Genomic DNA, 1,555 nt, shown 5'->3' on the forward strand with positions numbered 1-1,555 from the left:
GGGGTTTTCAAGACTAATGACGCAAGGGTTAAGGGAGTGCGCCGAGAAGAATATACTGAGTCGCCGATCTGCGTTGGTAAGCGGTCTTTCTCGCCAGTTAAGGGAGGTGATTGGGGATGAGAATGTAGACATTACAAGATTGAAAGGTGTCTGCAGAGCTACCGTGGAAAGAATACTCGATTTCCCTAGTGTGAGCGTTCCTGATTTGCCAGCTGATCTGGCAAAGTCGAGAGAAATAAAGGGTTGGGGCGTTGGGGAGTTTGTCGAAGCGGCCCATAGCTATGCCTCCGATCTGGAAAGGGCGGGGGGGAGTTTTATTGATACAGTGCGTCGCTCAATCGCGACCATGAAAAGCAGAAATGTTGGCAAGGAACTTCTTGCTGACTTGCTAGGTGAGACAGAAAAGTTGAAGACTATGATTGAAAATAAAGAGCTGACACTGGAGAAAATGTCTCGGATGAAAGCTGATATAGAAGGCATTTAAGATGTCATTGAAGGATCAATATTTAGGCGTTGATGGTGTTGAGAATTTTCTTTCCTTTTTTAGCCGATCAATTAGGCAGCTTCGCGCTAACTATAATGAGTTGTTTTCTCATTATGAAGAGTCTGTTCGCATTGTTTCTGACCAAAAGGAAAGTATTGAAAGGTCGATTAAGTATGGTGAAGAAAAGAGTAAGGAACTAAGGTCGGCTTTGTCGTCTGGTGCCACGTTCAAGAGAGAGTACGAGAAAGCCTCTCAGAGGTGCAAGGATATTGAAGGCGAGCTTAAAGTTATGGCGGGATCCATGGCTGAGTTACAGAGTCGCTACAATCTGGTTTGCTCTGCCACTTCTCCTATGACGTCTTTGTCTGATCGCTATTTGGAATTTCGCCGCTTGGTTGATCATCAGCTCTTGCCGCTTATTAATCGGGTTGCAGTAGTGACGAATGAGGCAGAGCAGATGATGAGAATAAGATCGGCGGATGATGAGTTTCGACTCTCGGAGTCGCTTAGCTCGTTCTCAGAGCGAACTGTGGTAGCTGTGGCGGGTGGTTTTAGTAGCGGAAAGTCTTCATTTATAACCAGCCTTTTCTTGAGTGATGATGTCAGTCTCCCTATTGGGATTGAGCCTGTGACAGCCATTCCCACCTACGTTTTTCATGCGGACAAGCCAGTAGTTAGCGGTTACCCATCCGGGGGTGGGTGCTTTGAAATACCCCAGCATATTTATTCCCGTTTATCACACAAATTTGTTGAAGAGTTTGGTTTTAATCTTCGAGATTTGTTGCCTTTTATTTCACTTGAAGTTCCCATGGAGTCATGCCGTAATTTGGCCTTTATTGACCTGCCAGGCTATAACCCCGGTGAGCGTGGTGGTTCAACTGGTGGCGATAGATCTGCATCTGATGAGTATTTGAATCAGGCTCAATCTTTGATATGGATGATCGGTCTCGATTCCAGCGGCACAATTCCACGTGATGACTTAGAGCATCTTTGGGATTTGGCCGAAAACAATACCCCTCTTTATGTGGTGTTGAATAAGGCAGATCTTCGCCCTGAGTCAACCCTGGATGA

Annotated in this window: 2 protein-coding genes; both read left to right on the plus strand. The window is 45.9% G+C overall.

All coding sequences use genetic code 11. The features are described 5' to 3' along the window. A partial coding sequence (locus tag A3754_RS22480; protein ID WP_231880746.1) for a hypothetical protein occupies positions 1-484 on the plus strand: 484 nt, incomplete at its 5' end. Position 485: 1 nt separating this feature from the next. Continuing rightward, positions 486-1,555 (plus strand): dynamin family protein (locus A3754_RS22485; protein ID WP_197468785.1); only part of this gene is annotated, 1,070 nt, incomplete at its 3' end.

The sequence above is a fragment of the Alcanivorax sp. HI0083 genome (genome assembly GCF_001635175.1).